Below are 26,284 nucleotides of genomic sequence, written 5' to 3'. Positions count from 1 at the left end.
ATTTGGTTGTGACTTCGAATTCGAGATTCTTGTCGGCCGCAGTAGGCCTCATGCTGAGGTGACAGAGGAGCCTGTCTGGAGCAAGGTCGAGTTTCGTGGCGAGTTTGGATAAAAGATAATGAGAGCAAGGATTGAACCCACCTTCGGTAGCGCCGACGGTGAAGCAGTACAGCGCACAGATACAGCCTCCGATGGGCTGAGCGAAAAGGACGCACTGGCGATCGTGGTAGGAGACAGGTTCTCCACCTATCTCCACTACTGGAGGCTGTACGAAGCATGCGGCAGGGCGCCAAGGCGATGGAACTGGCCGGCATTCCTGTTCTCGTCACTCTGGTTCTTCTTCCGGCGCATGCATGCGTGGGGCGCGATCTGGTTCATCCTTTCGCCGTTGCTGATGACCACCTTCGCGCTGCTGGGGCTGCCATGGTTGTCCTTGCTCTCTTTCGTGGTGTTTCGCGTACTTGCAGGAATCCTGGCGAATCCGCTGTACCTGGCGCACTGTCGAAGGATTGTCCGCATGGTTGATGCCGAGCATCGCGGGGCACATCGTCGGCACCTTGAACTGCAGAAGGCTGGCGGCGTCAGCTACACCGCTCTGGTGATCGCCTTGGCGGTAACGGCCTCACAGAACACCCTTATCAAACTGATCGTTGGTTCGATATCAGAGCCAACGCCCACGCAGTCTGCCGTGTACGTGGCGGCGAACCCGCCGTATCTGCCGGACCCGCAGATAGAGGAAGCGGAGCGGGTGGTGTACCAGGAGCAAATGCGTGCGATCGCAATGACGGCGTGGCCAGCGGGCGTTCCAACCGAGGGCAATGCCTGCATTGTCGAGTTGCGTTTGGCGCCACCAGGTCAAGTGCTGAAGGCCAATGTCCTGGAGCCGTGTACGTTGAACGACGCCCAACGCGAGATGATGCTGGGTGAAATCAGGCGCACGGACTTCACGATCGAGGGGAAGATGCGGTTCTTCAACAGGCATACCCTTATCGACTTGCACAAGTAATGAGCATTTCGCTGTTTCTCGAAGCCGAAGCCGAAGCCGGTGCCGACCTGGATGCCGTGCTGCACGCCCTGGATTCGATCCAGGCCGAGTACTCCGACGGTACTGACGGTCTGCATGGGTATCTTCCAGCGTCCAACACCAGCTTCGGGTTCGGCATCGTCGACCCGCCGGAGGCGCTCGTAGCGGAAGGGCTTGAAGTCGAGTGGCAGGTGGGCCTGCTCGGCTCGTTTCATTTCCGCGCGAGCGGGTTTGAAAGCGCCTGGGAGGAAATCTGCCGCTTCACAAAGCGCTACGCCGCGACGTGTGGGTTTCGATTTGTGCTCTCGTTCCAGTTCGAGAGCGTCTATGCGGCAAGGCTCGGAAAGGATCTGGTCTTCCCGGGGCCTGCTGCACCGTAATGCCGGATAGCGGGGGGGCAGGCCCCGGCCTGATCCCATTCGCGCTACCCGTGGCGATATACCTTATGGATATAACGCCTTCGTGGGTCGTCTGATTTCACACCTGTCTGCACAGTTCCAGAGTTTTGGATCGATATAATAATATCGACCCATAAAGTTTCCCCTGTCTGCGCCGCCATCGATCGTACGGCCATGATCAAGGGAATTGAGATGCTCGCCTTACGCAACCTCCGAGTGGGATCCCGGCTGGGTGCCGGGTTTGGACTGCTGCTGCTGTTCATCGTGGCCATCGTCGGCCTGGTGCTGTACGGGAATCACCTGAAGTCCGCCCAGTTCGAGAAAGTGGTGGACGTCAACATGGTGAAGATGCGGCTGTTGAACGACATGCTGGATACCAACAACGCAGTGTTGATGCACCGCCGGCTGATGGTGATCAAGCGTGGCGAGGATTTCGACAAGGATTATCAGAAGGCGCAGGAGCTGTCGCGGACCTACGACGGCATCTGGGCCAAATACATCAAGATTCCGCGTGATGCCACCGGCGATACCCTGGTTGCGAAGATCGACGCGGCACGCAAGGCCACCGATGCCTCCACCCAGCATCTGCACGAGCGCATGAAGGCCGGTGATTTCGACGGCGCGGCCAAGGAACTGCTCGCCGAGCATGGGCTGGCAACCGCATGGAACGAGGCCATCTCGACATTGCTGCGGCATCAGGAAGCGCTGACCGCGCGCAGCCGCGAGGAATACCGGTCAACCGAATCCTGGACCGGTACGTTGTCGATCGTGTTCGGCGTGCTGAGCCTCATACTGGGTTCACTGGCCGCGTGGGCCATCACCCGCAGCCTGACCCGTCCGCTGGAAGGGGCGGTGAAGCTGGCCGATGGCATCGCCAACGGGCGGCTGGACAGCAGCATCGACGCCTCCGGCAATGATGAGGTAAGCCAGTTGCTCCGGTCGATGCAGCGCATGCAGGCGCAGCTGCAGTCGGTGATGGCGGCGCAGGGTGAGCTGGCGCGCCAGCACGATGCGGGCAGCCTCAGCTACCGCATGGACGAGAGTGCCTTTCCCGGCGACTACGGGCGCATGGTGCATGAGACCAATGCGCTGGTCGGCTCGCACGTGCAGGTGCAGAACCGGTTGATCGAGGTGATGAAGCACTACGCCCGTGGCGACCTGTCGGTGGACATGGATCCGCTGCCGGGCGAGAAGGCGGCGATCACCCAGGCCATGGACGAGACCAAGACCAGCCTGTCGGCGATCAACAGCGAGATCCGCCGGCTGGCGACGGCAGCGGCGGCGGGCGATTTCAGCCTGCGCGGCGATGAAGATCGCTTCGCCTATGATTTCCGCGACATGGTGACCGGGCTCAATCGCCTGATGCAGACCACCGACGAGAACCTGGTGCAGGTGTCGACCCTGCTGCAGGCGATCTCGCGCGGAGACCTGACCGTGCGCATGCAGGGCGACTTCCATGGCGTGTTCGCCCGCATGCGTGATGACTGCAATGCCACCGTCGACCAGCTCAAGCAGATTGTCGGCCGCATCCAGTCCAGCGCGTCCAGCATCAACCTGGCGGCAGGCGAGATCGCCTCGGGCAACACCGATCTGTCGCGGCGCACCGAGCAGCAGGCGGCGAACCTGGAAGAGACGGCTGCGTCGATGGAGGAGCTGACCTCTACCGTGAAGCAGAACGCCGAGCATGCCCGCCAGGCCAACCAGCTTGCCATCGGCGCGCACGGTGTCGCCTCGCAGGGCGGCGAGGTGGTCGGACAGGTGGTCACCACGATGTCGGCCATCGAAGCCTCGTCGAAGAAGATCGCCGAGATCATCTCGGTCATCGACGGCATCGCCTTCCAGACCAACATCCTGGCGTTGAACGCGGCGGTGGAAGCTGCGCGCGCCGGCGAGCAGGGCAGGGGCTTTGCGGTGGTGGCCAGTGAGGTGCGCACGTTGGCCCAGCGCTCGGCCGGTGCGGCCAAGGAGATCAAGGGCCTGATCGAGGATTCGGTCGGCAAGGTCGCCGATGGATCGGCGCTGGTTCGCCAGGCTGGCACCACGATGGGCGAGATCGTGGCGTCGGTGCAGCGCGTGACCGACATCATGGCCGATATCTCCGCCGCCTCGCAGGAGCAGAGCTCGGGCATCGAACAGGTGAACCAGGCGGTGGTGCAGATGGACGAGACCACGCAGCAGAATGCGGCACTGGTGGAAGAGGCCAGTGCAGCGGCACGCTCGATGGAAGAGCAGGCCAACCTGCTGGCCGAGGCGGTTTCGGTGTTCCGCACGGGTGCGGCGACGGCGGCGGCGGTGGCACGCCCTGCATTGGCAGCGGTAGCTGCGACGGTCACTCCAGTGCGTCGGCCCGCTGCGCTTTCACCCCGCATCGAACCGACACTGGCGGCCAACGCCGGTGGCTGGGAAGAGTTCTAGCAAGGCAGCACGCCGGTAGGGAGACGGCGCCCATCACGATGGCTGATCGTGATGGGCGCGGATTTTCTTCCTGAACGCGCGATGGCCGATGAGGTGGCGGACACGCGCATTTCACTTCCGGTTGCCAACCGCGGGAGGACACTTGCGCCATACCGGAACTCAGGAGATGGCCATGAAGACCTCGACCCGACTGCTTGTGCTGGGCACCCTGCTGGCGGCTTCGTCGGTAGCCGGTGCACAGACCTACGGGCCGCGCGATGAAGGACGCCGATTCAACGATGGCAGCCGCGTGGTCTGCAAGAACGTGGAAGTGCAGCGCAACTCGCGCGATCCCAACCGCATTGCCGGTACTGCCACCGGCGCGGTGATCGGCGGCCTGCTGGGCAACCAGGTGGGCGGCGGCAATGGCAAGAAGCTCGCTACCGTGGCCGGTGCTGTTGCCGGTGGTGCGGCCGGTCGCCAGATCCAGGGCAACAGCCAACAGAAGAATGGCGACCGCGTGGTCGAGCGCCGCTGCGAACGCGTCTATCGCTGATCGATCGCTGCCAGACCCCGTTTTCCCCTTCCACATCGCAGCACTCGAACGCCGGCCCCGCGCCGGCGTTCTTCGTTGCAGGAAAAGGGGACGGAGGGGATTAAGTCGCAATCCCCCCCAACCGGCCGCTTACGACTTAATCCCCTCCGTCCCCTTTTTTGCGAGGAGGCGCCAGGTGGCGAGGCTGCCGTAGAGCAGCAGCAGGGCGGTGAGGGTGATCAGTTCGTGGCTGACTTCGGCCAGGCTGGTGTCCATCTGGTTCAGGCGCACCATCAGGTTGATGCCCGAGGTGGTCGGCAACAGCTGCGCCAGCCAGACCAGCGGTTGTGGCGTCATCACCGCCGGCCACGACAGGTTGGCCAGGAAGAACAGCGGGATCGAGGTGGCGATGATGTACTGGAAGGCGCGTTCGCGGGTGCGGAAGAAGCTGCCGACGAACAGGCCGAAGGCCACGGTGGCGGCGATGAACAAGGTGCCGCCCAGCAGCTGGCCCAGCGGGTTGCCGCCGCGCGGATAGTCCTGCACCCAGGCGGTGAAACCGGCGTAGTAGAACAGGCCGAACAGGCCGATCAGGCCGAAGCCCATCGCCATGCCGGCCAGGGTCGGCAGGTCGAAGCGCAGGCGCCGGCCGAGCGCGAGGCGGCGGCCGCCGAGCAGGACGCCGATGCCCATCAGCAGCGTCTGGTGCACGATCAGCTCGGCCACGCCGGGCACGATGGCGCTGCCATAGCCTTCCTGCGTGTTGTACAGCGGGCGCTGCACCAGGGTGACCGGTGGTGCCTGCGGTGCGCCCATGAAGGCGGCCTGGCCGACCACCGCCTCACGCCCGAACGCGCCCAGTGCATCGGCCACGCTGCCCAGCACCCAGCTGGCACGCCCCAGGTAGGCGCCGTTGCCGAGCAGCACCAGCTTGGCCGGATGGCCGCGCAGGATGTCGCGTTCCAGGTTGGCCGGGATCAGCACGATGCCCTCGGCGTGGCCAGCTTCCAGCTGCTGCCGGGCACTGTCGATGTCTGCCGGTTGCCCGACTACGCGTGCCACCCGGAGTGCATCGAGCTTGCGCAGCAGCTCACGGCTGGTCGCGCTGTGGTCTTCATCCACCACCAGCACCGGCAGGTTGCCGGCCACCTGGTGACGGTACGCAGCCGGGTAGAAGAACGAGTACAGGATCACCGCGCCGACCATCACCACGATCGCATAGCGGTCGCACAGCACCGCCATCAGGGTCTGCCGCAGGCTGCGCCAGAGTGCGCTCATGCGTCGGCCCCTGCCGGTTGTGCGGCGGCAGGCGTACGCGCAAAGGCGATCAGGCGCAGGCCACCGATGCCACCGGCCACCACTGCCATCAGCAGCAGCGTGGCCAACGGCCATGCCGAAACCTGCAGCGGCGAACCGATGAACTGCTGCTGGGTCTGCAGCTTGATGTAGGCGCTGAGCGGCAGCAGCTGATGCCAGATGCGGGTGAACAGGGGGCCATCCAGCACCGGGAAGGTGGCGCTGGAGAACGCCAGTGCGGTGCCGATGCTGAGGCCGACCGCGGACAGCGCGGTGCCCATGTCGCGGGTGACGCCGACGAAGAACAGCGCGTAGGCGGCCGTGGCCAGGTAGAACAGCGGCTGTGCGAGCAGCAGCAGGAGCACGCTGCCCGCCACGCCATCGCCGCGCAGCCAGGCCAGGTAGCCGATGCCGAGTGCGCCATACACCGAGAACATCAGGATGTACGGTGCGACCTTGCCGGCAATCGCCAGCCACGGCGTGCGGCCCAGCCAGGCGGGCAGGGTACCGTCGCGGATCTCGCGGCCGAGGCTGCCGGCCACTGCAAGTGCCAGCACCAGCGACAGCACCGCCGGGAAGATCAGCGGCAGCAGGAACAGCTCGTAGCTGCGCGCCGGGTTGTACAGGATGTCCGACTGCACCGCGATCGGTGCCGCACGCAATTTACCCGGACCGACCTGCAGTCCGATGCGCTCGCGCAGCAGGCGTGCGTTCCAGGCCGAGACCGCGTCGCCGATATCGCGCGCCGCGGACTGGCCGGTGGTCATGTAGGTGGCGTTGTAATAGGCGAACACCGTGCCCTGGCGGCCACGCAACGCCTGCCGGGTGACGTCGCGCGGCACCAGCACGATGGCGAACACGTCCAGGCTGCGCAGCTGCGAGCGTGCGTCTTCCAGGTCCACCGGCTGGCTGGCGATGCGCACGCCGGGGCTGGCATCGAGCATGCGCAGCAGCAGGCGGCTGTCACTGCTGTGGTCGAGGTCGACCACCGCGATCGGGATGTCGCGCATCACCGAGGGCGTGAACATCCACGCCATCACCACCAGCATCAGAAGCGGCAGCAGGGTGACCAGCAGCAGGTCGGCGCGGTTGCCGCGCAGTGACCGCAGCTCGCGCCGCCAGCTGGCGGCGAAGCCGCCGCGGCCAGGGCTCAGTGCTGGGGCCATGCGAACAGCACGCTCATGCCGGGGCGGAAGCCCTCGATGCGGCGTACCGGGCGCACCCGCACCTCGAAGCTGCGGACGTCGTAGCCGGACGACTGGCGGGTGGTCCGCCAGGTTGCATAGTCCCCGGCCGGATTGATGAAGTAGACCTCGAATTCGCCATCCAGGCCGAGTGCCGGCACGCTGCCCTGCAGCTTGCTGCCGACCTTCAGGCCCTGCATCTGCGATTCGCGCAGGTTCATCGCCACCCACATGCGGTCGATGTCGACCAGGGTGAACACCGGGTAGCCGGCCGGCACCAGTTCACCCGGGTCGGCCATGCGCTTGCTGATCTCGCCGGCGACCGGCGCGCGCCCTTCCACTTCGACACGCGCGGCGTTGACTTCGGCCACCGCGCCCTGTGCCTGCTGTACCTGGCCCTGCGCGGCACGCTTGTCCTGCTCGCGTGCGCCGGCCAGGGCCATGTCGTACTGCGCGCGGGCGGCACGCGCCAGTTCACGCGAACTGGTGGCCTGGGCATGTGCTTCATCGCGCTTCTGCCGGGTCATCACCCCTTCGTTGAACAGGTTCTGCACGCGCTGGTAGGTGGCTTCAGCCAGCGTCGCACCGGCTTCGGCCCGCTTCCAGTTCGCTTCGGCAGCGCGGATGTCCTCGCTGCGCGCGCCTTCGTCGGCCTTGTCGGCCACCGCCTGTGCGGCGGCCAATGCGCCGTGCGCCTGCTGTTCCTTGGCGGCCACTTCCGGGCTGTCGAGCAGGAACAGCACCTGCCCGGGCTGCACGCGGTCACCCTCGCGCACCTTCAGCTCGGCCACGCGCGCGGTGATCTTGGCGGCCACGTTGATGGTGTCCGCATCGGCCATACCCTGGATCTGGTCGCCCGGGCTGCGCCAGGCCAGCCACAGGCCGAGCACCACCACGACCAGCAGCACCACTACCAGGATCGGTCCCAACCGGCGCTTGCCCGGGGGCGTCGTCGCATCGTCGTGCAGCACATCACTCATGGTCGATCACCTCGTCCGCACGCCGCCGGAACTCTTCGAAACGGTCCATCTGTCCACTGACCTCCAGCAACTGTGCCAGCGCAATATCGTATTGGTAGGCGGCCTGTGCGCGCTCGACGCGGGCGCCGCCGAGGCCGAGCCGCGCGTCGATCACATCCAGCGAGGTGGCCTGGCCTTCGCGGAACGCCAGCTCCTGCAGGCGCAGGTTTTCCTGTGCCTGGGCAATGCTGCTGTCGAGCAGCACGTACTGCTGGCGTGCGGTTTCCAGTTCGTTCCAGGCCTTGCGCACGCCCAGCGCGACCTGGTTCTCGGCCTCGCGCAGGCCCGCTTCAGCCTGGTCCTGTTGCGCACGCGCGGCGCTGATCTGCGCCGGCCGCGAATTCGGCGACAGGAAGGTGTACTTCAGGCCGATGCCGAACGCCCAGTCCGGATCGGTCAGCATCTCGTCGCGGCGGCGGAAGTCGTACTGGCCGAAGGCGAAGATCTGCGGCTTCAGCTTGGCCTGCTGCACGCGCACGCCCTGTTCGGCCTGCGCCACCATCGCCCGCAGGCGTGCGATCTGCGGCTGGCGCGCCTGCGCCGTGCGCTCGAAGCTGGCCACCGGTTCCAGCGGCACGCGCTGCACGAACAGCGGCGACACCGGCTGCACCTCGCCACCACTGCGCAGCAGCGTGGCCAGTGCGGCCTTCAGCGTGGCCAGGTCGTTCACCGTCTTCTGGTATTCGCGCTCGGCCTTGTCGCGGGCCACGGTGGCCTGCAGGCGCTGCGCGCGGGTGGCAAAGCCCTCGCGTTCCAGTTTCTCTGCGTCGGACAGGTGGCGGTTGAGCCCATCACGCACGTCGCGGCGCACGTCCACCGCCTGCTCGGCTAGGCGCTGGCCGAAGTAGGCCTGGGCCAGCTGCACGGTTAGCGACTGGCGCTGTGCTTCGCGCTCGGCACTGGCCTGTTCGTGCGCGGCGCTGGCCGCACGTTGCGCGGCCGGAATCACACCGCCGGTGTACAGCGGCAGCACCGCGGTCACCACCGGGCGGGTACGCCAGTCGCGTTCGGTGAACGACAGCGGCGAGTCGATGCCATAGGCCTCGGCCACCGGTGCCAGCGAACCCAGTGGCAGGGTGAGGGTCTTCTGGAACTGCAGGCGGCGCACTTCGCCGGTGATCTCCGGCAGGCGCAGCAGACGCGTCGCGTCCTGCAGGTCCTGCTTGTTGCGCACGGCGGCGTCGGCGGCGGCCAGCGCATCGGAGACCTGTTCCAGGCGCTGCCGTGCCTGTTCCCAGTCCAAAGCCGGTGCATCGGTGAGGGTCTGCGCCGGCGCTGCCAGTGGCAGGCAGGTCGCCAGCGTCAACGCCAGCGCGGCCTTCGCGCGGTGCATCCTTGTACGTCGGCCGATCACGCCCATGCCGTCCCAATGGTGAAGAAGTGCGCAAACGGTAGTGCGCGCGGCGTGAAGCCCGGGTCTGCGATCATCGGTTTGTCCTCAACGAAGGGTGCCGCTGGCCGCAGTGCGCAGCGCCTGGGTGATGTGCTGCAGCGTGCTTGAGCGCACAGCGGCATGCTGCCAGTACAGCGGCACATCGAGCCAGCGGCGGGGTTCCAGTACCACCACGCGGCCGGCGCGCACGGCGGGCGCGACCAGGGTTTCCGGGGCCATGCCCCAGCCGAGTCCGCACGCGGCGGCTTCGACGAAACCGGTGGAGGAGGGCAGGTAGTGTAGCGGCGGCTGCAGTCGCGCGCGGGTCAGGCGCCGCACGAAGCGCCACTGCAGTTCATCTTTGCGGTTGAACACCAGCATCGGCGCGCGCGCCAGGGCCGCGGCCTGCATGCCATCGCTGAAGTACTGGCGGGCGAAGCCGGGCGAAGCGATGGCGTGGTAGCGCATCGCGCCGAGCGGGTGCACGTTGCAGCCCTTCACCGGTTGGCTTTCGGCAGTGACCGCGCCGAGTACGCTGCCATCGCGCAGCAGCTGCAGGGTGTGGTCCTGATCGTCCATGCGCAGGTCGAACAGGTAACCGCGGCGCTGGTGCAGGTCGGCGATGGCCGGTACGAACCAGGTATCGAGCGAGTCGTCGTTGACCGCCAGCGGGATCGGCGTGCGCGCAGCGTCGCTGCCACGCTCGGGCAGCAGCTCGGCCAATGCCTCGGCCTCCAGCGCCTGCATCGGCCGGACCCGGCGCAGCAGCGCTTCACCTGCGGCGGTCGGCCGGCACGGTGCCTGGCGCACGACCAGTACCTGGCCGAGCCTGTCCTCCAGCGCCTTGATCCGTTGCGACAGGGCCGACGGGCTGATCGACAGGCGGCGTGCCGCGGCCTCGAAGCTGCCTTCTTCCAGCACCGCGGCAAACGCGGCCAGTTGTGGATGTACCAGGTCCATGCCGGTGCCTCTTCAGTTTTCCTGCACAGGATAAAGAAAAATCAGTTTGTCTAAACAGGGGCGGCGGCCGCACCCTGCGCGTCCCCTCGCTGCCTGGCCTGTCCTGATGTGGATCGCCGCTACTGCCGCCGGCCTGTTCGCAGGCGCCGGCCTGATCATCGCCATCGGTGCGCAGAACGCGTTCGTGCTGCGCCAGGGCCTGCAGCAGCGTCATGTCGGCAGGGTGGTGCTGGCCTGTGCCGGCGCGGACATCGTGCTGATCCTGGCCGGCGTCGGCGGCATGGGCGCGCTGGTGCTGCAGTGGCCGCTGCTGCTGCAGGTGCTGCGCTTCGGTGGCGCGGCCTTCCTGCTCTGGTATGGCCTGCAGGCGGGGCTGCGCGCATGGCGCGGTGGCAGTGCGCTGGCCGCCGCCGAGGCGCAGGGCGGCAGCGGACGGCAGGTGCTGCTGACCTGCCTGGCCTTCACCCTGCTCAACCCGCACGTCTATCTGGATACCGTGGTGCTGCTGGGCAGCCTGTCCACGCGCTACCCCGGTGACCTGCGCTGGGCGTTCGCCGCCGGTGCCTGCGCCGCCAGCGTGGCCTGGTTCTGCACGCTGGGCTATGGCGCGCGCCTGTTGCAGCCGGTGTTCCGCAGGCCGGGCGCCTGGCGGGTGCTGGATGCGGGCGTCGCGATCTTCATGTTCTGCCTGGCCACGCTGCTGCTGTTGCGTCCGCTCTAGGCCGCTTCCACCGCGCACAATGGCGTTTCGCCGGGGCGCAGGGTCAATACGCGCACGCCGCTGCGGGTAACCGCCACGGTGTGCTCGAACTGGGCAGACAGCTTGCCGTCGCGGGTGTACACCGGCCATTCGTCCGGCTGTTGGCGGATGGCCGGTTTGCCCTGGTTGAGCATCGGCTCGATGGTGAACACCATGCCTTCTTCCAGCACCATGCCGGTGTTGGGATGGCCGTAGTGGAGTATCTGCGGTTCTTCGTGCATTTCCTGGCCGATGCCATGGCCGCAGTATTCCTTCACCACGCTGTAGCCGTGGCTGCGTGCATGACGGGCGATGGCGTGGCCGATGTCGCCCAGGCGCGCGCCGGGGCGCACCGCGGCGATGCCTTTCCACATCGCCTGGTAGGTGGTCTGCACCAGCCTGCGCGCGGCGTAGTCGACCTCGCCCACCAGGTAGGTGGTGCTGGAGTCGGCGATGTAGCCGTTCTTCTCCAGGGTGATGTCGAGGTTGACGATCTGTCCGTTGCGCAGCACGTCGGTGGTGCTGGGCACGCCGTGGCAGATCACGTTGTCGATCGAGGTGTTGAGCACATACGGGAAGCCGTACTGGCCCTTGCTGGCCGGCCGCGCCCGCAGTTCATCGACGATCATGCGTTCGACGAAATCGTTGATCTCCATCGTGCTGCGGCCCTGCAGCGGCAGCCGGTCGAGCGCGGCGAACACCTGCGCCAGCAGGCGGCCCGATTCGGCCATCAGCGCGATCTCGTCAGGGCGCTTTATGATCGCCATCTGCTCAGACCTGCCCCGGTGCCAGCAGCGGCGGCTGCACGCCGGCCGCCCGCAGTTCGCTGGCGACGATGTCCTGGAAGCTCAGCGTGGGGTTCATCTCGCACAGCATGCCGACCCGGATCCAGAAGTTGGCCTGGGCATTGATCGAGCGGCTGGAGACGGTGCAGGCACGACGCAGCTGGTCGTGCAGGGTGTCATCGATGTTGACGATGCCCATGGGCGGTCCTGGAGGATTGGATATACGAAGCGTATATGTTTCGTATATCCAACTCAAGGCCGCCCGGTTCAGCTGGCGTCGGTGGCGAAGCGCAGGCGGTTGCCGTCGGGGTCACGCAGCAGCATCTCGCGGCTGCCCCATTCGGTGTCATGCGGCGGCTGTTCGATGGGGACGCCTGCGGCACTGAAGGCGCGGTGCAGGGCGTCGACGTCCTCGACGATGAAGTACACCGCGCCGCCGACTTCGCAGTCGCCGCTGTGTTCGGTGAGGAAGATCGTCTGGCCGTCGCGGGTGAGCTGGGCGAACAGCGGGAAGCCGGGTTCGAAGCGGTGTTCCTAGTCGACCACGAAGCCCAGCCCCTGTACGTAGAACGGCAGGGTGGTATCGGCATGGCGCATGCGCAGTTGCGGGATGACGGTCTGGGGCATGGCGAGGGCTCCTGGGGCAGGCGTCCAGTGTAGTGCCGAGCCATGCTCGGCCATCGTCCCCTGTAGAGTCGAGCCATGCTCGACTCGGTGGCCAGCAAACAGCAGTCGAGCATGGCTCGACTCTACAGGACAGCGGTCAGCAGGCCGTCGGCACCGAGGCCATCGCGGCCAGCAGTTCGCGGTTCACCTGCTGGTGCCGTGCCTGCCACACCGGCAGATCGTCGGCGCTGATGTCGGGCTGGCCATCCAGCGAGGACAGCCAGCGCTTGAAGCGGCTCTGGTAGTTGGCCAGCGACACTTCGCCGGTGATGTCACTGCCGACCAGGCCGCCGGCGCGCAGCGCTTCGATCACCACCAGCGCGTGTTCCAGCTGGAAGCGGCCCTGGTCCCAGTTACTGCGGGCGACGTCCTCGGCGAACACATCCTTGTCGATCGACAGGTAGGTTGGCTGTGGCGACTTCGCCTGCTCTGCAGCGAACGCGGCCACCAGCGCTTCGGGATGCTCAAAACGGCGGAAGGCATGGCCCATGCCGAGGCGATGCCCCCAGCCTACGTCCACGTCCATGCACCAGTAGGTCAGGCGACCGCCGATCAGCGGGCGCCAATGGTTCTCCCAGGCGTGGCCAAGGCCGATGTCACTGGAGGTGATGCCCAGCACATGGATGTGCGAGATCTGCGGCAGCTTGCTGGCCGCGTTCACCCAGGAACCGCAGTGCATGCCGAACGGGAAACGCATGTTGTCGGGATGGTTGTCCAGCACCACCAGCTGGAACGGCTCCTGCGCGCGCATGCGACGCAGCAGAGGCAGGCTGAGATGATGGAAATCACCGCTGCCGAGCATCACCGTGCCGAGCTGGGCCGGCAGCGGAGCCAGCACTTCAGCGGCGAAACGGTCGAGGGTGGCATTGCTGCAGGCGAAGCGCAGTGGATCGTGCCATTGCGGCAGGGCCAGGGTCTGCGCCTGGGGCAGCGGCAGCACGCCACCGTCCAGGTCCAGGATCAACGGGGAACGCAACGGCATCGTTCAACCGCCTCCATCAGGTTCGCCCTGCAGGTACGGGGCCAGCCTGCGCAGGGCGGCGCGCAGCAGCGGGGAGCGTGCGTGGATCGCGTGCCGGGTGGAGGTGAAGCGGGCGCCGAGCTCGGCCTTGATCCGCGAGTCGGTCCAGCCGGCCACGTAGTGGCTCAGGCCGTGCTGCAGCGCGTATTCGAGGTTGTGCATCCAGCTGACCGCGTACAGGTTGTGCTCGCGCGACTGCGGATAGGCCAGGCCGATGTACTTGTCCACCAGCTTGCCGGCATGCACGTAGCACAGGTTCCAGCCGATCAGCTGGCCCTGGTGGCGGTACAGGAACATCCGTCCCTGGCCCAGGCTGTCGGCCAGCAGGTACTGGAAATAGGGCAGGTCGAGCTGGTCGAAATGCACCGCGCTCTGCGCGTACACGCCCAGGTACAGCGCATACAGTTCGGCCTGCAGCCGCGGGTCGGCCAGGGCCGGATCACCGGTGGCGATGCACTCGATCTGCAGCTCGTCACGCGAGCGCAGCTTGCGCCGGATGTTCTTGCGGCGCGAGGACGACAGGCGTCCGAGATAGCCATCGATCGAATCGAAATCGATGGCCACCCAGGCCAGCGGCATGCCTTCCAGTTCGACGAAGCCGCGTGCCAGCAGCGCCTGCAGGAAGGCACCGCTGTGTGCGTTGGCGGCGTCGTCCAGCAGCGGCGAATCGATCGCCAGGTCCTTGACTACCAGCAGCCGCGTATCGCCGATCGCGTGACGCGTCACGTCCTCGGCCAATGCCTCTGGTGCGACGTGCGCGGGCAGCGGGGTGTACTCGGTGCTGGTGGCACCGACGAAGCGGGTCTTCCAGGTGATCCATGGCCGCCACAGGCGCGACAGCGGCAGGCCAAGCAGCTTGCCGCGCAGGTCGTCATCCATCGTGGTGGTCAGGTCCAGCGGCGCACGGAAGGTCGGCAGGCCGCTGGGAAGGCGGCCCGCCTCGAATCCGAGCGGCGGGTGGGCCAGGAAGCCCTCCAGCAGCGCGGCCGGTTCCAGCGCGGTGCTGGATGCGCGTGACGTCATCTCCATCGGCACGGGAACCGGCAGCGCATCGACCTCAGCCCTTGGCCTTGGTCAGCGCCTGGTCGAGCAGGGTGATCGCCAGGTCGATCTCTTCGTAGCTGATGTCCAGCGACGGCGCGAAGGTGATCACGTTCTTGTACCAGCCACCCACGTCGAGCACGAGGCCCATGCGCTTGCCGTCGTGCAGCAGGTCACCGGCCAGGCCGATGTCGACCATGCGGTCCAGCAGTTCCTTGTTCGGGGTGTAGCCGTCGGTCTGGCAGATTTCCGCACGCAGGGCCAGGCCCAGACCGTCGACGTCGCCGATTTCCGGGTGGCGCTTCTGCAGGCCACGCAGGCCGTCGAGGAAGTACGCGCCCTTTTCCGGCACGGTGCGCTCGTAATCCATTTCCTTGCCCAGCTTCAGCACTTCCAGGCCCAGGCGGGTGCCCAGCGGGTTGGAGTTGAAGGTGGAGTGGGTGGAACCCGGCGGGAACACGGTCGGGTTGATCAGCTCTTCGCGCGCCCACAGGCCCGACAGCGGGTTCAGGCCGTTGGTCAGCGCCTTGCCGAACACCAGCACGTCCGGGGTCACGCCGAAGTGCTCGATCGACCACAGCTTGCCGGTGCGCCAGAAGCCCATCTGGATTTCATCGACCACCATCAGGATGCCGTACTTGTCCAGCACGCGCTTGAGGCCGGTGAAGAAGTTGCGCGGCGGGATGACGTAGCCGCCGGTGCCCTGGATCGGCTCGACGTAGAACGCGGCGTACTCGGCCTGGCCGACCTTGGGATCCCACACGCCGTTGTACTCGCTTTCGAACAGGCGCTCGAACTGCCAAACGCAGTGGTCGGAGTACTCGTCCGGGGTCATGCCCTTCGGGCGACGGAAGGGGTACGGGAACGGGATGAACATCGCGCGCTCGCCGAAGTGGCCGTAGCGGCGGCGGTAGCGGTAGCTGGAGGTGATCGACGACGCACCCAGGGTGCGGCCGTGGTAGCCGCCTTCGAAGGCGAACATCAGGCTCTTGCCGCCGCGCGCGTTGCGCACGATCTTCAGCGAGTCTTCGATGGCCTGCGCGCCACCGACGTTGAAGTGCACGCGGCCGTCGAGGCCGAACTTCTCGTGCATGTCCACGGCAATGGTCTTGGCAAGCTGCACGCGGGTCGGGTGCAGGTACTGGCTGGCGACCTGCGGCAGGGTGTCGATCTGGTCCTTCAGCGCGTCGTTCAGGCGCTTGTTGCTGTAGCCGAAGTTGCAGGCCGAGTACCACATCTGCAGGTCGAGGTAGGGCACGCCCGCACCGTCGAACATGTAGCTGCCTTCGCCGCGCTGGAAGATCTTCGGCGGGTCGACGTAGTGGACGGTGTCGCCGAAGGAGCTGTAGCGGGCTTCGTCGGCCAGCAGCTGCGCGTCGGAGGCAGCCGAATCGGCGTTCTTGTCAAAAATGTTCATGCAGTTCGGTTCCGTGAAGGACGTTCGAAAGGGGTAACGGGGGAGCGTGCCTGGAAGGGAGTGCTCAGGCGGTGGCCAGCAGCAGTGGCAGTGCGGCGGGCTGCGGGCTGGCGTCGAGGCGACGTGGCTGCAGCAGGCTGCCATCGAGCAAGCGCGGCAACAGTGCGATTGCATCGTGGAAGGTATCGATGGCGGCATGCTCGATGCCGGCATGGGTGCAATGGGTGATCAGGCGGCGCTTGGCGAACACGAAGTCGGCATCCTCGGACACGCAGAAGTCCGAACTGCCGTCGCCGATCATCAGCACGCGCGGCGCTTCGTTGGCACGCGCCTGCGCGGCGCAGGTGCACTTGCAGGTACCGCTGCGGCACCCCTCGGCCTGGTAGGGCGACTCCAGTTCCCAGTGGTCTTCGCACCAGCGCAGGTGGTTGGCCACCACCGGCAGCGGCGGCAGGCCATGGTTGGCGAGGATGCGGTGGATCGCATAGTCCAGGCCGTCGCTGACGATGCGCAGCGGCAGGCCCAGCTGCTCGGCGCGGGTGACGAAGGCGGCGAAGCCCGGATCGATCTTTACCGGGTCCAGGTGTGCGTCGAGCGTGGCCGGGTCCAGCTTCAGCAGCCGCACCTGGCCCTGCATGCATTCACGCGAGCCGATCTTTCCCGACTTCCACTGGTCTTCCAGTTCCTGCCAGCCCGGCTGGCCGTACTTCTCCAGCAGCGAGTCGATGACATCTTCGAGGCTGATGGTGCCGTCGAAGTCACACAGGATGCTCCAGTGCATGGGCAGGTCCGTCGATGAGAAAGGCGTCCGGCACGGTGCCGGGGCAGGCTCAATGTAGGCAGGCAGCCTTTCTCGTTCCTTTCCTGTTGAAAGGCTGCACTGCGGGGTGGGGAAAGTGTTCAGGAATCGAACATCCTGAATGGGCGCAATGCCCGGAAAATAGCCGTTTCAGGGCTGCGCGGCGGCCAGCGCCTGCAGGATCTGCGCGGTCTCTTCACGGGTCTGCCAGGCGCTGTTGCCGAGGGTCAGCATGCGTGCGGCGAAGTCGCGCGCGTTCGGCATGTCGTCCTGCGGCACGATGCCACGCAGGTAGGCGTAGTCGGGCAGGGCATGGATGAACATGCGGCTGGCACCGAGGCCACGCGGCCACAGGTCGTCCAGTGCGGCATCGCGCGCGCGCTGGCTGGGCAGCAGCAGCATCAGCATCGGCCAGGTGCCGCCGGTACCGGCCAGGCCATCGACCACCTCCACCGCCGGCAGCTGTGCCAGCTGCACGCGCAGCTGCAATGCGCGCAGGCGCCCGGCCTGCAGGAACGCCGGCAGCCGCCGTGCAGCATGGGCACCGATGTTCTGCCGCCAGTGGCTGACCCGGTGCTGCGGGATGTCCAGCGGAAAAACATCGCCGACCGCTTCTTCCAGATCACCGCGTTGCAGTGCGCTGCGCAGTGGATTGCCGTACACCAGCGACAGCAGCGAGGGGCGGTAGCAGGCGGCAAGGCCCAGCAGCTGCACGCTGCGAAGCAGCTCCCAGCGCAGGCTGAAACGGACCTGCTCGGCCGCATGTTCGGCCAGCGCGGCACGCAGTTCGTCATCGCGGCTGACCAGCAGGCCGCCTTCGTGCAGGCTCAGCCCCTTGCCGGCGGCCAGGCTGAAGAATCCGATATCGCCACGCAGGCCGACGCTGCTGTTGCCGACCCGCGCGCCCAGCGCCTGAGCGGCATCTTCGATGACCCAGGTACCGGCGCCATGCGCGATGTCGGCGGCCAGTTCAACATCGGCGATGCGTCCGCCGAGGTGCGTGGGCAGGATCGCCAACGTGCGTGCGTCGGCCAGGCGCGAGAGCTGTGCCGGATCAAAGTCGAAGTGGCCGCGACGGGTATCACACAGCTGCACGCGCAGGCCGAGGCTGTGCACCGCGATCGGCACCAGCGGGCAGGTGTAGGCCGGCAGGATCACGGTATCACGCTTGGGCGCACGCTTGCGCAGGGTGCGCAGCGCGATAAGCAGCGCGTGGGTGCCGGAACAGGTCAGCTGCAGCGGCGGTGTGCCGAGCTGTTTGGCCAGGATGTCACGCAGCTCGCCGCCACCGGGAAGGAAGTCGCTGGCCTGCATCGGCAGGCCGGCGGTCGGAGGCAGTTCGCGCGCGAACAGGCTCATCGCAGCCCGCTCACGAGGTGCTTTCGGCGGGGCTGTGCGGGTCATCCGCTTCGGCGCGGCCGAGGCAGACGATGCCGGCCACGATCAGCACCGCGCCCACCAGGTGGTGCAGGGTCAGCGGTTCGTTCAACAGCCACGCCGACAGCAGCAGCACACTGATCACTTCCAGGTGCGAGGCCGCGAAGGCAGGGCCGATCGGAGCGTGGCGCAGCAGGCTCATCCAGGTGAAGAACGCGCCGACGTAGCCGAGGATGGCACCGTATACCCACGGCTGCGACAGCACGCGCAGCAGCCAGGCGGTGTTGGCCTCGACCGGCAACGCGGCGTCACCGGCGTACTTGAAGCACAGCTGGGCCAGCGTGTCGAAGGCCATCAGCAGCGGAAAACCGATCACATACAGGCGCCTCATGAGCCCGCCCCCACCACCGCCACGCCCGCCGTGACCAGCAGCATGCCGGTCACCCGCAGCGGCGTGAGCTTTTCGCGGAACAGGAAGCGGCCGGCGATCATCAGCGCAACGATGTTGATCGAGCCCAGCAGCACGCCCTTGGACAACGGTACCAACGACAGGAACGCGATCCAGGCCACGAACTCAAGCACGTAGCAGGCGATGCCGATCCACAGCCAGGGGCGGCTGAGCATGTGTTTCCAGCGTTGCAGTCCTTCGCCGTCCTGCGGGTCGCTGGCGGCGGCCTTGAAGGCGAGCTGGCCACCGGTATCGAGCACGACATTGGCCAGCCACAGCAGCGTGGCGAGTGCCCCCATCTCAGGCCACCGCCTTGAGGACGCCGCTGCGTTCACCGATTTCGGTGAAGAAGCGCGCGCTGCGGCGGATCACGTCGCGGCGTTCGCGGTCGATGGTGATCATGTGGTAGCTGTCTTCCAGCACCACCAGTTCCTTCGGGCCACTGACCCGCGACATCACCAGTTCGGCATTGCCCATGCTGGCCACGTCGTCTTCGCGGGCGTGCATCACCAGGCACGGCGCGGTGACCTGATGCAGGTGGCGACGGGTCCAGTTGCTCAGGGCACGCATCTCGGCCAGCGCGTGCCAGGGGTTGCCCGGCAGGCCGGCAGCGGCGCTGTCGCCGGACAGCATGGCGGCGCTGACCTGCGCGCGCAGGCGCTCGTCACGCAGGCCGTAGGGCGGTTCTTCCATGAACATGCGGTCGCGGCCGATGTTGAAGCGCTTGAACCACGGCAGCAGGAACGACAGGCGGGCCACGGCGGGAATGTTCCAGCCGTCGTAGCGGAAGGTGGCGCCATACACGCCGACGCCGGACACCCACTCGGGGCGGCGTGCAGCCAGCGCCAGCGACAGTACCGCGCCCATCGACAGACCACCGACGAACAACTGGTCGACCTTGCCACGCAGGCTCGCCGCCGCATCTTCCACGCCCTGGTACCACTGTTCCCAGGTGGTCGCCAGCAGGTCATCCACGGTGCCGCAATGGCCGGGCAGCTGCACGCCGTGCACGGTGAAACCGGCGTTGTTCAGGCCCTTGCCCAGCATGCGCATTTCCGCCGGGGTGCCGGTCAGGCCGTGGACCAGCAGCACGCCCTGCGGGCCACCGGGGAGGAAGAAGTCGTGCGATTCGGTCACCTGGCGGCTCCGGGACGGCAGTGGGGATGGTCAGGATCGCAAGCGCGAATTTCGCCAGCCTTTCAGCGCCCCGGTCCGGGTCAGGGGGCCTTCAGCAGCGGAAGCGTGATGGCGACCTTCAGGCCCCCACCGGCACGGTTGAGGAAGGTCAGTCGGCCGCCGAAGTGCTCCACCGCTTCGTGGGCGATGGCCAGCCCCAGGCCGGTGCCGCTGGCGGTGGTGCCGGGCGCGCGGAAGAAACGCTCGCCCAGCCGCGGCATCACGTCCTCGGGTACGCCGGGTCCGTTGTCCTCCACGTACAGTTCGACGTCATTGTCGTCCAGCGCATGCACGCCGACCGTGACGGTCGCATCGCGGCCGGCGTAGCGCAGCGCGTTGTCGATCAAGTTGTCCAGTGCTTCCTGCAGTTGGGCACCGTTGCCGAGCACGCGCAGTGGATGGGGGCTGCCGCGGTAGCCCAGATCGATGCCATCGCGGATCGCCTCGGGCACGCGCATGCCGACCCATTGCGGCACCAGTTCGCACAGGTCCAGCGCTTCAACGGTATCGGGCACGGTCTGCGCACGGCTCAGCGCCAGCAGCTGGGTGCTGACCCGCGCGGTGCGCTGGTTGAGCCGGCGGATGTGCTGCAGCGCCTCGCGTACCGTGTCCGGGTCGCCATGCGCCAGCGCCTGGTCCACGTGCAGGGCCATGCCGGCCAACGGCGAGCGCAGCTGGTGCGCGGCATCGGCGATGAAGCGGTTCTGCAGCGTGATCATTTCCGCCTGGCGCGCAAACAGATCGTCGATGGTGCTGATCAGTGGCTGGATCTCTTCCGGCACGTCGGCATCGGAGATCGGCGCCAGTTCGCCGCGGCGCTGCGCCAGGCGGGTCCTCAGCGGCGTGAGGATGCGCAGGCCGTAGGTCACGCCAAACCAGACCAGCGCAGCGGTGCCCAGCGCCAGCATGGTCATCAGCGGGATGATGATCATCAGGATCTCGCGCGCACGCTGGCGGCGGTCGGCCATGCTTTCGGCCACGGTCACCGCCAGCTGGTCCTGCGGGTCGTTCATCGCCTGCGTGCAGACGGTGGCCATGCGCACCTGCTGGCCATTGAGGTTGCCGTCGTACAGCGCCGGATGCACGCCGGTGCAGTCCTGCGAAGGGGCATACGGGCTGAAGTCCGCGTTGCCGCTGAGGGTGCCCTTGCGGCTGCTGTCGACGTTGAAATAGCGATGGCCGTCGGGGTCGTACTCGATCAGGAAGCGCGCCTGCGGAGACAGGTCGCTGGTCACCGGCATGGTGCTCAGCATCTGCGCGAACGAGTGCGTGTCGTCGATCAGGTTGCGGTCGTGGATGCGGTTGGAATAGTCCAGCGCAACGTAGTAGGCCAGGATCGTATTGAAGGTGAGTAGGCCCAGCATCGGCAACGCCAGGAAGGCGAGCAGGCGCCGGCGCAGGCTGGGTGGTCCACTGATCACGGGGCGCTGTCGTCCTGCGCGTCTTCCAGCATGTAGCCCAGCCCGCGCACGGTGCGGATGCCCATGCCGCCGGGTTGCAGCTTGCGGCGCAGGCGGTGCAGGGCGATGTCCAGGCCGTTGTCGGTCAGGTCCTGGCCCCAGTCACACAGCGCCTCCACCAGCTGCGCGCGCGACACGATGCGCTCGGCGCGTACTGCCAGCGCCGACAGCAGGCCGAACTCGCGCGCGGTCAGTTCCAGCGACTGGTCGTCGATCCACACGCGATGCCCGGCCAGGTCCAGGCGCAGGCGTCCGATGCGCAGGTCCGGGTTGCCATTGCTGGTCACGCGGCGCAGCTGTGCGCGCACGCGCGCTTCGAATTCGTCCAGCGCGAACGGTTTGACCAGGTAGTCGTCGGCACCGAGGTCGAGCACGCGCACGCGTTCGGCCAGGCCGTCGCGGGCGGTCACCACCAGCACCGCCAGGCCATCGCCGCGCTGGCGCAGGCGCTGCAGCACGTCGCGGCCATCCAGCTGCGGCAGGCCCAGGTCCAGCACCAGCAGTGCGTACTGGGTCGAACCCAGCGCGGCGTCGGCGTGCGCGCCGTTGTCGACGTGGTCGACCACGTGCCCCTGTCGGCGCAGCGAGGCGCACAGGCCGGAGGCGATGTCCGGGTCGTCTTCAGCAATCAGAACGCGCATGCGCGGGGGGCTCCTGTATCGGTCGGGCCCAGCGGATGGACGGGGTGGGCCTCTCGGTTGCCGAGGGTAGCCGCAAACCGGGTGAAGGTGGAGCGCGACGACACCGCCGGGGGCCGTCGCGCTGTCCCGCCATTCAGTCCTGCAGGCCGGGCTCGCCTTGTGCCAGCGGCACCCGTGAGCCGTCCAGCAGGCCGCGGCTGAGCCTGCCATCCTCGATGAACAGCAGTTCGCCGTTCTCGCCGTTCTTGATGCTGCTGTCGATGGCGATCACGCGGTCGCCATGGAAGCTGCTGACGTGCGGCATCGAGGTGTGGCCGACCACGATGCGCTTGAGCTGCAGGCGATCGAGCACGGTCTGTACCCCCGCCGTGTCGAGGCGGCCATCGAAATAGCCGCGGTACCAGATCGGGCTGGTCTTGCCGTCATACAGCGGTGCGGTGGCCGGGTCGGCCTTCACTTCGGCCTTGGGCAGGCCCAGTGACGCCTGGTAGGCCGCGTTGGTGCGCGCCGGGTCCAGCGCCAGCTGCACCGCCTCGGGCGAGATGCCGCCGTGCAGGAACAGGGTGTCGCCGATCTTCAGCAGTACCGGGCGGGTGCGCAGCCACTGCCCGATCACCGAATCGGCGCCATACAGCTGCGGGTAGCTGCGGTCGAGCAGCTGGGCGCTGCGCAGGTATTTCGGGTTGACGTAGCGCAGGTCGTCGTACAGCACCATGGTTTCGTGGTTGCCGAGCACGAAGTGCACTGCGCCGCCGGCGGCGGCCGCCTGCTGCTGCAGGCCATACAGCAGCCAGAACGCCTCGGTCACCTGGGGGCCGCGATCGAACACATCGCCGGCGATGACCAGGGTGTCCTTGCCCAGTGCCCAGCGGTCCTGCGCGTCGATGACCTGGTGGGCGCGCAGCAGGCGCACCAGCAGCCCGTACTGGCCATGGATGTCGGACAGCGCAACGATGCGCGGCGCGGCCGGCAGTACGGAGATCGAAGGTGCATTCGGCGCGGCCACATGCACGGTGTGCCCGTAGCCGCAGCGTGGGGCGATGTCGGTGCCTGCGGGCTGCGTGGCCAGCGTGCGCGACTCGACCTTGTCGTCGCAGATCCACTTGGCCTGCAGCTGCGTGCCCTCGCGGAATACATAGGGGCCATCGGCCTGCACGTGGTCGGCGGGCGCGGCAACCTCGCGGGCCTGCGTGGCTCCGGCGCTGCAGGCCAGCAGCGGCAGCAGCAGGGCGGTCATCAGGGAAGGGCGATAGCGCGGCATTGGCGGCGTCCTGCGGCGGAAACATCCGATGCTAACCGGCGCGGCCGGATCGTGGTGTGCGCGAATGGGTGGATCAGGCGCCGCGCCCGTCGTCCTTGAGCTTGCGCACGCGGGTCGCGGCGGCCTGCAGGGGCTGACCGTCGCGCCCGTGCGGTTGCATGTAGGGCAGCGGTCGCCGCGTGCTGGATTCGATCAGCTGCGAATGAGCTTCACCAGCGCCGAAGCGATGGCGTTCTCCCCACTGGCGCAGCGCGACCAGCAGCGGGAACAGTTCCTGGCCGGCGTGGGTGAGTACGTATTCCTGGTAGGCCGAGCCATCGGAGGCCGGTTGCAGCTGCAGGATGCCGGCCTCGACCAGCCTGCGCAGGCGATCACTGAGGATGTTGCGCGCCGCGCCGAGGCTGCGCTGGAAGTCGCCAAAGCGGGTGATGCCATCGAAGGCATCGCGGATGACCAGCAACGCCCAGCGGTCGCCGAGCAGGTCGGCGCTGCGGGCGACGGGGCAGGGACTGTTGGCGTGCATGCTGGGGCCTCCGGATGTGGTTGCAGTTTAAAACCAATGGCGATAGCCTGCATCAAGTTTCAAATTGCAACCACATCATGAGCGTTCCATTGATTTCCCGCCCATTGCTGATCCTGCTCGCGGTCGCGGCCGGCGCCAGCGTTGCCAACGTCTACTACGCGCAACCTCTGCTGGATCGGCTGGCGCAGGGCTTCGCACTGGACCGTGCCGTGGCGGGCGCAGTGCTGGCGGCAACCCAGGCCGGCAGTGTGCTGGCCTTGCTTGGCCTGCTGCCGTTGGCCGATCGCGGTGACCGGCGACGTCTGCTGCGGCTGCAGTTGATGGCGCTGGTGCTGGGCCTGCTGTGGCTGACGGCTGCCCGGACTGCGGCATGGCTGTTGTCGGGCATGCTGCTGGCCGGCCTGCTGGGCACCGCGCTGACCCAGGGGCTGATCGCCTATACCGCCACGCTGGCGCCGCCGGAGCAGCGCGGCCGCGTGGTGGGCGTGGTGCAGGGCGGCGTGTTCATCGGCCTGTTGCTGGCGCGCGTGGTATCGGGCGCGATCGCGGCCACCATCGGCTGGCGTGCGGTCTATCTGCTGTCGGCAGCGATGATGGCGGCCTTGGCCGTGCTGTTGTGGCGGCGCCTGCCGGCGGTGCCGGTACCGGCGGTACCGCCGCGCTGGTCCGCACTGCTGGGTTCGATGCTGGGCATGCTGCGCCGGGACCGCAGTCTGCGCGAGCGTGGGCCGCTGGCGTTGCTGCTGTTTGCTGGCCTCAACGTGTTCTGGGCGGCGGCGCCGCTGCCGTTGTCGGCGCCTCCGTTGCAGTGGTCCACCGCGGCCATCGGTGCGCTCGGCCTGGCCGGCGTAGTGGGCGCATTGATGGCGGCGCGGGTCGGGCACTGGATGGACCGCGGTTTCGCCGATCGGGTCAGTCTTGGCGCACTGCTGCTGATGCTGGCCGCGTGGTGGCCGCTGCTGGGCCTGCCGCAGTCGCTGTCGTTGCTGCTGCTGGGCGTGATCGTGCTCGACCTCGGTGGGCAGGCACTGCACGTATCGAACCAGGCGCTGCTGCTGCGCGCGCCGGCAGAACAGCATGGGCGCCTGGTGGCGCTGTACATGCTGTTCTATGCGGTGGGCAGTGGCGCCGGTGCGGCGGCCGGACCCTGGATGCAGGCCCGGCACGGCTGGCCTGCCGTGTGCCTGCTGGGTGCAGGCATCGCGTTGCTGGCGCTGCTGTGGTGGGCCGCGTGGCGGGTGGTGGCGGTGAAAGCAGCGGCTGGTGCCCGTATCGGTAGTGCCGGCTGTCGGTAGAGGCGGCGCGCCATCAGCGTTGCAGTGCACGCCGCCCCGGGGCTTCCTGCAGGTCCGCACTGGCCACCACCACGCGGTTGCGGCCACTGCGCTTGGCCTCGTACATCGCCGCGTCGGCACGTGCCATCAGCCGCTCGTAGTCCGGGTGGCCGTCATGGCCGGCCACGCCGATGCTGGCAGTGAGTGACAGCACCTGGCCATTGGCCAGTGCCACCGGCGAGTGTGCGATCTGCCGGCGCAGGCTCTCGGCGATCACCGAGGCCTGCGACTCGCTGGCCGCGACCAGCACCACCACGAACTCCTCGCCGCCATAGCGGAACAGGTAGTCGCTGCCGCGCGTGAGCTGGCCGAGCAGGCCGGCGACGTGCTGCAACGCGCGGTCGCCGGCATCGTGGCCGTGGCCGTCGTTGATCGCCTTGAAATGATCCAGGTCGAGCAGCAGCAGCGAGAACGGCGTGCGGTTGCGCGTGGCCAGTTCGATCTCCCGGCGCAGCACGGTAGGCAGGAAGCGGCGGTTGAGCAGGTTGGTCAGGGCATCGCTGCCGGCATCCAGTTCACCGATGCGCTCGAACAGCAGCGTCATCAGCGTGCGGATGGCGGCCAGGTCCTCGCGGATGGCCGGCAGCACGGCCAGTCGCTGTGCCGGGGCATCATGGCTTGCCTGTTGCAGGCTGCTGTCGATGCGGGCCATCAGCTGGCCGACCTGCTGGGTCTCGCTGCTCTCGCCGAAGCTGGGGATGCCCTTGTGGGTGAACCACAGGCCGAACTCCGATGTCGCCAGGCTGGCGCTGTCGCTGGCCTGCACATGACCGGCCAACGCGTAGAGCAGGGCGTTCTCCCAGTCCAGCAGCAGTGCCCGCTGGCGCTCGCGTTCGGTGCCGACGTTCTGCACCAGCGAGAACAGCCGGTACGCAGCATCGGCACGGGTCGAGCGCTCGCGGGCATGGGTGTAGGCCAGGGTCATGCCTTCCATGGCGATGTCCATGATCGCGCTGAGGCAGTCGATGGCGGCGAACGCAATGGCGCTGTTGGGCGCATCATCGCGCAGGCGCACGAACAGCTCGTGCTTGAGCACGCGTGCGCCACGGGTCACCAGGTCGACCGGAATGCCGACCCGGGCATGCACGTCGCCGATCACCCGTTGCGAGGCGACGGTGGCAGCAATGCCGTCGGCATCGGTGGTCAACAGCTGCACGAGCCAGCGCTGCATGGCCGGTTGCAGGCGCTGCTTGACCTGCTCGTGGGACAGGAAGCGGCGTGCACGCCCATCCTGCAGCAGCACTTCATAGAAGCGCTGGGCCAGCGCGGGCGGGGCGTCGATGGCAGCGGCGCGCAGCAGCGCGGTGGCGGCGGGGCCGGCCTGTTGCAGGCAGTGCTGCCAGGCTTCGGCCAGCGGCTGGCTGGCATCGTCCAATTGGGGTGGTTCCACGTCGATCTCTGACTGCGTACGGCA

The 26,284-nt window shown here is 67.4% G+C and carries 26 protein-coding genes and 1 pseudogene; 6 read left to right on the top strand and 21 right to left on the bottom strand.

Annotated elements, in window-relative coordinates; all coding sequences use genetic code 11:
- Nucleotides 1–118: 118 nt before the first annotated feature.
- The 4 genes from DFO63_RS12405 to DFO63_RS12390 all read left to right on the top strand — a co-directional run bounded on the left by DFO63_RS12405 (nt 119) and on the right by DFO63_RS12390 (nt 4,372).
- On the top strand, nt 119–1,006 hold the full coding sequence (locus DFO63_RS12405; RefSeq protein ID WP_119007107.1) for a DUF2628 domain-containing protein: 888 nt from the start codon (nt 119–121) through the stop codon (nt 1,004–1,006).
- On the top strand, nt 1,006–1,404 hold the full coding sequence (locus DFO63_RS12400) for a hypothetical protein (protein WP_119007105.1): 399 nt from the start codon (nt 1,006–1,008) through the stop codon (nt 1,402–1,404). The genes DFO63_RS12405 and DFO63_RS12400 overlap by 1 nt, the downstream gene beginning before the upstream one ends.
- A 210-nt stretch (nt 1,405–1,614) precedes the next feature.
- Nucleotides 1,615–3,837, top strand: a complete 2,223-nt coding sequence (locus tag DFO63_RS12395; protein WP_119007261.1) for a methyl-accepting chemotaxis protein — start codon at nt 1,615–1,617, stop codon at nt 3,835–3,837.
- Between the two features lie 166 nt (nt 3,838–4,003).
- Nucleotides 4,004–4,372: a glycine zipper 2TM domain-containing protein gene (locus DFO63_RS12390; RefSeq protein ID WP_014646414.1), complete on the top strand. Its 369-nt coding sequence runs from the start codon at nt 4,004–4,006 to the stop codon at nt 4,370–4,372.
- Between the two features lie 129 nt (nt 4,373–4,501).
- Here DFO63_RS12390 and DFO63_RS12385 read toward each other — a convergent pair whose 3' ends face one another.
- The 5 genes from DFO63_RS12385 to DFO63_RS12365 all read right to left on the bottom strand — a co-directional run bounded on the left by DFO63_RS12385 (nt 4,502) and on the right by DFO63_RS12365 (nt 10,182).
- Complete coding sequence (locus DFO63_RS12385) at nt 4,502–5,629, bottom strand: ABC transporter permease (protein WP_119007103.1); 1,128 nt, start codon at nt 5,627–5,629, stop codon at nt 4,502–4,504.
- A complete protein-coding gene (locus DFO63_RS12380; protein WP_119007101.1) occupies nt 5,626–6,813 on the bottom strand; it encodes an ABC transporter permease in 1,188 nt (395 codons plus the stop codon). Before DFO63_RS12380 ends, DFO63_RS12385 begins: the two co-directional genes overlap by 4 nt.
- Entirely contained in the window at nt 6,798–7,811 is a 1,014-nt protein-coding gene (locus tag DFO63_RS12375) for an efflux RND transporter periplasmic adaptor subunit (RefSeq protein WP_119007100.1), read from the bottom strand. Before DFO63_RS12375 ends, DFO63_RS12380 begins: the two co-directional genes overlap by 16 nt.
- Nucleotides 7,804–9,210, bottom strand: a complete 1,407-nt coding sequence (locus DFO63_RS12370) for a TolC family protein (protein WP_119007098.1) — start codon at nt 9,208–9,210, stop codon at nt 7,804–7,806. Before DFO63_RS12370 ends, DFO63_RS12375 begins: the two co-directional genes overlap by 8 nt.
- A 78-nt stretch (nt 9,211–9,288) precedes the next feature.
- A complete protein-coding gene (locus DFO63_RS12365) occupies nt 9,289–10,182 on the bottom strand; it encodes a LysR family transcriptional regulator ArgP (protein WP_119007096.1) in 894 nt (297 codons plus the stop codon).
- Nucleotides 10,183–10,288: 106 nt separating this feature from the next.
- Here DFO63_RS12365 and DFO63_RS12360 point away from each other — a divergent pair, with 106 nt between their 5' ends.
- A complete protein-coding gene (locus DFO63_RS12360) occupies nt 10,289–10,903 on the top strand; it encodes a LysE/ArgO family amino acid transporter (protein WP_119007094.1) in 615 nt (204 codons plus the stop codon).
- On the opposite strand, the gene map is transcribed toward DFO63_RS12360, so the two are convergent.
- From map to DFO63_RS12285, 15 genes and pseudogenes are all read right to left on the bottom strand, one after another.
- The gene (map, locus tag DFO63_RS12355) at nt 10,900–11,682 is read right to left on the bottom strand and encodes a type I methionyl aminopeptidase (protein WP_182474428.1); all 783 of its coding nucleotides are present in this window, start codon (nt 11,680–11,682) and stop codon (nt 10,900–10,902) included. The two genes, DFO63_RS12360 and map, sit on opposite strands and share 4 nt — an antisense overlap.
- A gap of 10 nt (nt 11,683–11,692) precedes the next feature.
- Nucleotides 11,693–11,905 carry a ParD-like family protein gene (locus DFO63_RS12350; protein WP_005415768.1) on the bottom strand — a complete coding sequence of 71 codons (213 nt, stop codon included), beginning with the start codon at nt 11,903–11,905 and terminating at the stop codon, nt 11,693–11,695.
- 68 nt (nt 11,906–11,973) lie between these two features.
- A pseudogene (locus tag DFO63_RS12345) lies at nt 11,974–12,333 on the bottom strand (VOC family protein).
- A 136-nt stretch (nt 12,334–12,469) separates the two neighbouring features.
- Nucleotides 12,470–13,354 carry an arginase family protein gene (locus DFO63_RS12340; RefSeq protein WP_014036432.1) on the bottom strand — a complete coding sequence of 295 codons (885 nt, stop codon included), beginning with the start codon at nt 13,352–13,354 and terminating at the stop codon, nt 12,470–12,472.
- A 3-nt stretch (nt 13,355–13,357) separates the two neighbouring features.
- Nucleotides 13,358–14,422 carry a GNAT family N-acetyltransferase gene (locus DFO63_RS12335; RefSeq protein WP_049446372.1) on the bottom strand — a complete coding sequence of 355 codons (1,065 nt, stop codon included), beginning with the start codon at nt 14,420–14,422 and terminating at the stop codon, nt 13,358–13,360.
- Nucleotides 14,423–14,450: 28 nt separating this feature from the next.
- Nucleotides 14,451–15,851: an aminotransferase class III-fold pyridoxal phosphate-dependent enzyme gene (locus DFO63_RS12330; protein WP_014036434.1), complete on the bottom strand. Its 1,401-nt coding sequence runs from the start codon at nt 15,849–15,851 to the stop codon at nt 14,451–14,453.
- Nucleotides 15,852–15,915: 64 nt separating this feature from the next.
- The gene (locus DFO63_RS12325) at nt 15,916–16,632 is read right to left on the bottom strand and encodes an MtnX-like HAD-IB family phosphatase (RefSeq protein WP_119007090.1); all 717 of its coding nucleotides are present in this window, start codon (nt 16,630–16,632) and stop codon (nt 15,916–15,918) included.
- 168 nt (nt 16,633–16,800) lie between these two features.
- Nucleotides 16,801–18,009 (bottom strand): DegT/DnrJ/EryC1/StrS family aminotransferase, encoded by a 1,209-nt coding sequence (locus DFO63_RS12320; protein WP_101765153.1) that lies wholly within the window; start codon nt 18,007–18,009, stop codon nt 16,801–16,803.
- Nucleotides 18,010–18,019: 10 nt separating this feature from the next.
- Entirely contained in the window at nt 18,020–18,418 is a 399-nt protein-coding gene (locus DFO63_RS12315; protein WP_075674983.1) for a DMT family transporter, read from the bottom strand.
- Nucleotides 18,415–18,774, bottom strand: coding sequence for an EamA family transporter (locus DFO63_RS12310; protein WP_006425769.1), 360 nt, complete (start codon nt 18,772–18,774; stop codon nt 18,415–18,417). The genes DFO63_RS12315 and DFO63_RS12310 overlap by 4 nt, the downstream gene beginning before the upstream one ends.
- A 1-nt stretch (nt 18,775) precedes the next feature.
- Complete coding sequence (locus tag DFO63_RS12305) at nt 18,776–19,612, bottom strand: alpha/beta fold hydrolase (RefSeq protein WP_049446362.1); 837 nt, start codon at nt 19,610–19,612, stop codon at nt 18,776–18,778.
- A gap of 80 nt (nt 19,613–19,692) precedes the next feature.
- Nucleotides 19,693–21,072 (bottom strand): sensor histidine kinase, encoded by a 1,380-nt coding sequence (locus DFO63_RS12300; protein WP_101765155.1) that lies wholly within the window; start codon nt 21,070–21,072, stop codon nt 19,693–19,695.
- Complete coding sequence (locus tag DFO63_RS12295; protein WP_008265770.1) at nt 21,069–21,752, bottom strand: response regulator; 684 nt, start codon at nt 21,750–21,752, stop codon at nt 21,069–21,071. The genes DFO63_RS12300 and DFO63_RS12295 overlap by 4 nt, the downstream gene beginning before the upstream one ends.
- A 133-nt stretch (nt 21,753–21,885) precedes the next feature.
- Nucleotides 21,886–23,013 (bottom strand): metallophosphoesterase, encoded by a 1,128-nt coding sequence (locus DFO63_RS12290; RefSeq protein WP_119007088.1) that lies wholly within the window; start codon nt 23,011–23,013, stop codon nt 21,886–21,888.
- 73 nt (nt 23,014–23,086) lie between these two features.
- Complete coding sequence (locus DFO63_RS12285; RefSeq protein ID WP_014036442.1) at nt 23,087–23,536, bottom strand: helix-turn-helix domain-containing protein; 450 nt, start codon at nt 23,534–23,536, stop codon at nt 23,087–23,089.
- Nucleotides 23,537–23,613: 77 nt separating this feature from the next.
- Here DFO63_RS12285 and DFO63_RS12280 point away from each other — a divergent pair, with 77 nt between their 5' ends.
- Nucleotides 23,614–24,831: an MFS transporter gene (locus DFO63_RS12280; RefSeq protein WP_049446353.1), complete on the top strand. Its 1,218-nt coding sequence runs from the start codon at nt 23,614–23,616 to the stop codon at nt 24,829–24,831.
- A gap of 13 nt (nt 24,832–24,844) precedes the next feature.
- On the opposite strand, the gene DFO63_RS12275 is transcribed toward DFO63_RS12280, so the two are convergent.
- Nucleotides 24,845–26,260, bottom strand: a complete 1,416-nt coding sequence (locus DFO63_RS12275) for a GGDEF domain-containing protein (RefSeq protein WP_119007087.1) — start codon at nt 26,258–26,260, stop codon at nt 24,845–24,847.
- Nucleotides 26,261–26,284 lie beyond the last annotated feature (24 nt).

The organism is Stenotrophomonas sp. AG209 (assembly GCF_003550055.1).
Lineage (GTDB): Bacteria > Pseudomonadota > Gammaproteobacteria > Xanthomonadales > Xanthomonadaceae > Stenotrophomonas.
This window is presented reverse-complemented; position numbering and strand designations above follow the sequence as displayed.

Bases quoted from the DNA above. Each gene is read 5' to 3' on its own strand.
- DFO63_RS12405 (WP_119007107.1), top strand. From the start codon at position 119: ATGAGAGCAAGGATTGAACCCACCTTCGGTAGCGCCGACGGTGAAGCA.
- DFO63_RS12400 (WP_119007105.1), top strand. From the start codon at position 1,006: ATGAGCATTTCGCTGTTTCTCGAAGCCGAAGCCGAAGCCGGTGCCGAC.
- DFO63_RS12395 (WP_119007261.1), top strand. From the start codon at position 1,615: ATGCTCGCCTTACGCAACCTCCGAGTGGGATCCCGGCTGGGTGCCGGG.
- DFO63_RS12390 (WP_014646414.1), top strand. From the start codon at position 4,004: ATGGCCATGAAGACCTCGACCCGACTGCTTGTGCTGGGCACCCTGCTG.
- DFO63_RS12385 (WP_119007103.1), bottom strand. From the start codon at position 5,629: ATGAGCGCACTCTGGCGCAGCCTGCGGCAGACCCTGATGGCGGTGCTG.
- DFO63_RS12380 (WP_119007101.1), bottom strand. From the start codon at position 6,813: ATGGCCCCAGCACTGAGCCCTGGCCGCGGCGGCTTCGCCGCCAGCTGG.
- DFO63_RS12375 (WP_119007100.1), bottom strand. From the start codon at position 7,811: ATGAGTGATGTGCTGCACGACGATGCGACGACGCCCCCGGGCAAGCGC.
- DFO63_RS12370 (WP_119007098.1), bottom strand. From the start codon at position 9,210: ATGGGCGTGATCGGCCGACGTACAAGGATGCACCGCGCGAAGGCCGCG.
- DFO63_RS12365 (WP_119007096.1), bottom strand. From the start codon at position 10,182: ATGGACCTGGTACATCCACAACTGGCCGCGTTTGCCGCGGTGCTGGAA.
- DFO63_RS12360 (WP_119007094.1), top strand. From the start codon at position 10,289: ATGTGGATCGCCGCTACTGCCGCCGGCCTGTTCGCAGGCGCCGGCCTG.
- DFO63_RS12350 (WP_005415768.1), bottom strand. From the start codon at position 11,905: ATGGGCATCGTCAACATCGATGACACCCTGCACGACCAGCTGCGTCGT.
- DFO63_RS12340 (WP_014036432.1), bottom strand. From the start codon at position 13,354: ATGCCGTTGCGTTCCCCGTTGATCCTGGACCTGGACGGTGGCGTGCTG.
- DFO63_RS12335 (WP_049446372.1), bottom strand. From the start codon at position 14,422: ATGGAGATGACGTCACGCGCATCCAGCACCGCGCTGGAACCGGCCGCG.
- DFO63_RS12330 (WP_014036434.1), bottom strand. From the start codon at position 15,851: ATGAACATTTTTGACAAGAACGCCGATTCGGCTGCCTCCGACGCGCAG.
- DFO63_RS12325 (WP_119007090.1), bottom strand. From the start codon at position 16,632: ATGCACTGGAGCATCCTGTGTGACTTCGACGGCACCATCAGCCTCGAA.
- DFO63_RS12320 (WP_101765153.1), bottom strand. From the start codon at position 18,009: ATGAGCCTGTTCGCGCGCGAACTGCCTCCGACCGCCGGCCTGCCGATG.
- DFO63_RS12315 (WP_075674983.1), bottom strand. From the start codon at position 18,418: ATGAGGCGCCTGTATGTGATCGGTTTTCCGCTGCTGATGGCCTTCGAC.
- DFO63_RS12310 (WP_006425769.1), bottom strand. From the start codon at position 18,774: ATGGGGGCACTCGCCACGCTGCTGTGGCTGGCCAATGTCGTGCTCGAT.
- DFO63_RS12295 (WP_008265770.1), bottom strand. From the start codon at position 21,752: ATGCGCGTTCTGATTGCTGAAGACGACCCGGACATCGCCTCCGGCCTG.
- DFO63_RS12290 (WP_119007088.1), bottom strand. From the start codon at position 23,013: ATGCCGCGCTATCGCCCTTCCCTGATGACCGCCCTGCTGCTGCCGCTG.
- DFO63_RS12285 (WP_014036442.1), bottom strand. From the start codon at position 23,536: ATGCACGCCAACAGTCCCTGCCCCGTCGCCCGCAGCGCCGACCTGCTC.
- DFO63_RS12280 (WP_049446353.1), top strand. From the start codon at position 23,614: ATGAGCGTTCCATTGATTTCCCGCCCATTGCTGATCCTGCTCGCGGTC.